Below are 4,478 nucleotides of genomic sequence, written 5' to 3'. Positions count from 1 at the left end.
GAGGAGGGCAACCAGCCGAGCCAGACCGAAAAGATCATGATCAGCATCATGCCTTGCCAGAAATTCGGCAGGCTGAACCCGAGGATCGAGCCGGTCATGATCGTTTCATCAGCGACCGTACGCGGCTTGAGCCCGGCGATCAGGCCAAGCGGTATGCCGAGCACGAGCGCTATGGTCAGCGCCACGAAAGAAAGCTCCAGCGTCGCTGGCAGCCGCTGGAAGATCAGGCTGATGGCTGGCTGGTTGAAGACGAAGGACCGGCCGAAATCGCCGTGCAGCGCGTTGACGAGGAAGGTGCCGTATTGCGCGATCAACGGTCGGTCGAGCCCAAGCGCGCGGATCGCCGCTTCGCGTTCGGCGAAGCTGGCGTCGGCCGGGATCAAGATATCGACGGGATTGCCGATGGCGTAGACGCCGACGAAAACCAGAACCGACGTCAGGAATACGACGAACAGGCTTTGGCTGAAGCGACGGATGATGAAGATCGTCATCGCGCGGCGGCTCCTTGCTTGGCTTGCCTGAAAGGGCTGCGCCCGGTCATCACGTGAATGCTCTCCTCCCGGTGGCAGTTGTTGACTGCCTGTTGTCGTGCGACGTAGCAGCGAGGGTAGGAGGCGCGCAATCTTATGAGTTTTGTGCATTACTCGATGCAAAAAGGGCGCCGGCGCAGATCCGTTGCCTTGGCGAATAGGGACGCGGGATGAATCTCAAGCAACTGGAAGTGTTCCGCGCGGTGATGCAGACCGGATCGACCATCGGCGCATCGGGCGTGCTCGCTTTGTCGCAGTCGGCGATCAGCAGGCAGTTGAGCAGCCTGGAAGAGGAGATCGGCTTCGAGCTTTTCCGCCGCGAAAAGGGCAGGCTGGTTCCGAAGCCGGAGGCGACCGCACTGCTGCAGGAGGTCGGTGAGCTTTCGGACGTGTTGGCGCGGCTGAAGCGCCGGACCGACGAACTCAGCGCCGGGCGCTCGGGCCGGACGTTGATCAAGATGGGGTTTCCGCACTCACTGACCACCACGCTTTTGCCAAGGCTGGTCGCCGACTTTCTGGCCACCCAGGACCAGGTCAGCATCGAGCTGGTGGCTGGTCCCTACGATACGATCGAACGCGCGGTCATGGGGCGCAGCGTCGATTTCGGCTTTGTCCGGCTGCCGACCGAGGATCGCGGTCTGGTGACGATGCCGCTGGTGTCGAGTGGGCAATTATGCGTTTTGCCGACTGGCCATCCGCTCGCCGCGCGCGAAACCATCAGTGCTGACGATCTGTCGGGCACCGATCTGGTGCTGCTCGGGCGGCTGAGATCGAGCCGCGAAGACATCGAAGAGCGGCTGCGGCGCGCCCAAGGCGCGGTGCGTTGCCGGGTCGAAGCCCATTCGGTCGAGGCCAGCGTCGCCCTGGTCGCCGAAGGTATTGGCGTTTCGATCATCCCGGCACTGATCGGCAGCCTGCTGAAATCCGATCGCGTCGTGATGCGCCCGTTCTCGCCCCCTTTGTGGAGCGACTATGGCATAGCCACTCTGCGCGACGCCCCGCTGTCGCGGCCGATGCTGATGTTCATCGCCATGCTCAAAGAGCGACTTGTCGGCGACGGCGTGCTGACCAAGGCGATCTGAGGCCACCATTGCCGGGCAACCGGTTGCGGACTGTCAGCTCAAGCTCATTGTKGTTGCTCGTCTTCGATCGCTTGCTCACTACGGCGGTCGTCGTCGTCGCTCTTGATTTTTCTGTGTTTCTCGGCTGCGGCCCTGCGGATGAAGTCGAAGCGGTTTTCATCGCTGTCTGCCGGCGATGGGTCGTTCTTCTTTGAGAATTTGATCATGGTCGAAATCCTTCTCTGCTGAAGCCGAGACGCCCGCCAGGATATTTCCAGGCGGCGGCAGCATGTCGTTGGAGAGGAAAAGCAGGCCGTCGGGTGTTGGAGCGACGGTCAATCGCGGCACTGGAAACGAGGGTGCACGCGCCGGAGCTGACAGTTCCGGCGCGGCATGCTTAGGCCGCGAGTGCGGTGGCACAGCCGGTCGAGGCGCGCCGGTCAGGAGCGGTCTCTCCCGGCATGGTGGCCCAGCCGCCGGCTTCGACGAACTTCTGCCTATCGTAGCCGACTGTCTTGGCTTTCAGTTCGGTCAGCTTTGCCGCTGCATCGGGTGCTGCATTGAACCGCTCGACGCATATTGTCGAGGCGAGTTGACCGCGCGCCACGTCGCCGGCTGTCGTCGCAAGCGTCTGCGAGGTGCCGCCGGTGACCCAGCCACCCCAGCTGAAGCCGATGATCATCGTTGCGACGGCGGTGCCGACGCATGTCCAGACGAGCGTCGATTTGGACGGCTGGTAGTTCTCCCATCGTGCGGCGACGGACTGCTTCTGGTTGGTCTGCATGGCCATGTAACGCTCCTAGTTGATGGTGGGGAGTCACCATCCAGCCGCACAGCGGCCAGATGGTTCAGGCGTTGCTCAGTAACCCATTCCAGCTGGGTTGCCGCCGTTGGATGCTTCCTTCGCCGGAATGTCGGCGATCATGGCTTCGGCGGTGATCAGCAGTGCGGCGATCGAGCCGGCGTCCTGCAGGGCCGTGCGTACGACCTTGGCCGGATCGACGATGCCGGCCTTGATCATATCGACATAGGTTTCGGTCTGCGCATTGAAGCCCAGATCGGCATTCTCGTTGTCCATCAGTTTGCCGACGACGACTGAGCCTTCGACACCGGCATTCTCGGCGATCTGCCGGATCGGCGCCTCGAGCGCCTTGAGCACAATCGAAATGCCGGCGGTCACATCGGCATTGCCGCCGACAAGCGTTTTCAGCACGGTCTTGGCGCGCAGCAGGGCCACGCCGCCGCCGGCAACAATGCCCTCTTCAACGGCAGCCCGGGTGGCGTTCAGCGCATCGTCGATGCGGTCCTTCTTTTCCTTGACCTCGGTCTCGGTCGCGCCGCCGACACGGATGACGGCAACGCCGCCAGCGAGCTTGGCCAGGCGTTCCTGCAGTTTTTCCTTGTCGTAGTCGGAAGTGGTTTCTTCGATCTGCATCTTCAACTGCGCGATACGCGCGGCAATGCCCGCCTTGTCGCCGGAGCCGTCGATGATCGTGGTCGTGTCCTTGTCGATGAGCACGCGCTTGGCCCGGCCGAGCATGTCGATGGTGACATTTTCGAGCTTGATACCGAGATCCTCCGAGATCATTTGGCCGGCGGTCAGGATCGCGATGTCTTCCAGCATCGCCTTGCGGCGGTCGCCGAAGCCTGGCGCCTTGACGGCGGCGACCTTCAGACCGCCACGCAGCTTGTTGACGACAAGCGTTGCCAGCGCTTCGCCTTCGACGTCCTCGGCAATGATCAAAAGCGGCTTGCCGCTTTGCACCACGGCCTCCAGGATCGGCAGTATCGCCTGGAGATTGCCGAGCTTCTTTTCGTGAATGAGGATGTAGGGGTCCTCCAGCTCGGCACGCATCTTGTCGGTGTTGGTGACGAAATAGGGGCTGAGGTAGCCACGGTCGAACTGCATTCCCTCGACGACGTCGAGTTCGGTCTCGGCGGTCTTGGCTTCCTCGACGGTGATGACGCCTTCATTGCCGACCTTTTCCATCGCCTTGGCGATCATGTCGCCGACGGTGGCGTCGCCGTTGGCGGCGATAGTGCCGACCTGGGCGATTTCGTCGGACGACTTGACCTTCGTGGAGCGTGCCTGGACGTCCTTGACGACGGCCGCGACCGCTAGGTCGATGCCGCGCTTGAGATCCATCGGGTTCATGCCGGCTGCAACCAGCTTGGCGCCCTCTCGCAGGATGGAGGCGGCGAGCACGGTTGCGGTGGTGGTGCCGTCACCGGCGAGGTCGTTGGTCTTCGAGGCCACTTCGCGCACCATTTGCGCGCCCATGTTCTCGAATTTGTCTGACAGCTCGATCTCCTTGGCGACAGTGACGCCGTCCTTAGTGATGCGCGGCGGGCCATAGGCGCGATCAATGACGACATTGCGGCCTTTCGGACCGAGCGTCACCTTGACGGCGTTGTTGAGGAGTTCGACGCCGCGCAGCATGCGGTCGCGGGCATCGGTGGAAAATTTGATTTCTTTGGCAGACATGATTTTTCGTCCAGTTCGTTCTTGAGACCGCAGAGCCTGATCAGGCCGCTTTTTTGGCCGCTTCGCTGTTGTCGACGATGCCCATGATGTCAGTCTCCTTCATGATCAGGAGATCGGCACCGTCGATCTTGACTTCGGTGCCCGACCATTTGCCGAACAGCACGGTGTCGCCTGCCTTAACGTCAAGCGGGATCAGCTTGCCGCTTTCGTCGCGCGAGCCCGGTCCTACTGCAACCACTTCGCCCTGCTGCGGCTTTTCCTTGGCATTGTCGGGAATGATGATGCCGCCTTTGGATTTGAGATCGCCTTCGGCGCGTCGGACAACGACGCGGTCGTGAAGTGGTCGGAATTTCATAGGGGTTCTTTCTGCAGTCGGCGCGTAGGGGACCGCATTCCCTGTGT

The 4,478-nt window shown here is 61.9% G+C and carries 6 protein-coding genes; 1 reads left to right on the top strand and 5 read right to left on the bottom strand.

Going from position 1 to position 4,478, the window contains the following annotated elements; all coding sequences use genetic code 11:
• The coding region (locus tag AC1DUU_RS24260; RefSeq protein ID WP_476785935.1) for an ABC transporter permease at nt 1-491 on the bottom strand (491 nt) is incomplete at its 3' end.
• 209 nt (nt 492-700) lie between these two features.
• On the opposite strand from AC1DUU_RS24260, the gene AC1DUU_RS24255 reads away from it, so the two are divergent.
• On the top strand, nt 701-1,612 hold the full coding sequence (locus tag AC1DUU_RS24255; protein WP_476785934.1) for a LysR family transcriptional regulator: 912 nt from the start codon (nt 701-703) through the stop codon (nt 1,610-1,612).
• A 44-nt stretch (nt 1,613-1,656) separates the two neighbouring features.
• On the opposite strand, the gene AC1DUU_RS24250 is transcribed toward AC1DUU_RS24255, so the two are convergent.
• The 4 genes from AC1DUU_RS24250 to AC1DUU_RS24235 all read right to left on the bottom strand — a co-directional run bounded on the left by AC1DUU_RS24250 (nt 1,657) and on the right by AC1DUU_RS24235 (nt 4,431).
• Nucleotides 1,657-1,818 (bottom strand): hypothetical protein, encoded by a 162-nt coding sequence (locus AC1DUU_RS24250; RefSeq protein WP_476785933.1) that lies wholly within the window; start codon nt 1,816-1,818, stop codon nt 1,657-1,659.
• Between the two features lie 170 nt (nt 1,819-1,988).
• Nucleotides 1,989-2,381: a hypothetical protein gene (locus tag AC1DUU_RS24245; RefSeq protein ID WP_476785932.1), complete on the bottom strand. Its 393-nt coding sequence runs from the start codon at nt 2,379-2,381 to the stop codon at nt 1,989-1,991.
• Nucleotides 2,382-2,450: 69 nt separating this feature from the next.
• The gene (gene groL, locus AC1DUU_RS24240) at nt 2,451-4,076 is read right to left on the bottom strand and encodes a chaperonin GroEL (protein WP_476785931.1); all 1,626 of its coding nucleotides are present in this window, start codon (nt 4,074-4,076) and stop codon (nt 2,451-2,453) included.
• 40 nt (nt 4,077-4,116) lie between these two features.
• Nucleotides 4,117-4,431: a co-chaperone GroES gene (locus AC1DUU_RS24235; RefSeq protein WP_476785930.1), complete on the bottom strand. Its 315-nt coding sequence runs from the start codon at nt 4,429-4,431 to the stop codon at nt 4,117-4,119.
• Between the last annotated feature and the right edge of the window lie 47 nt (nt 4,432-4,478).

The organism is Aminobacter sp. P4_H6_2 (genome assembly GCF_056400805.1).
The sequence above is the reverse complement of the archived record's forward strand: the minus strand, read 5'-3'. Positions and strand labels throughout refer to the sequence as shown.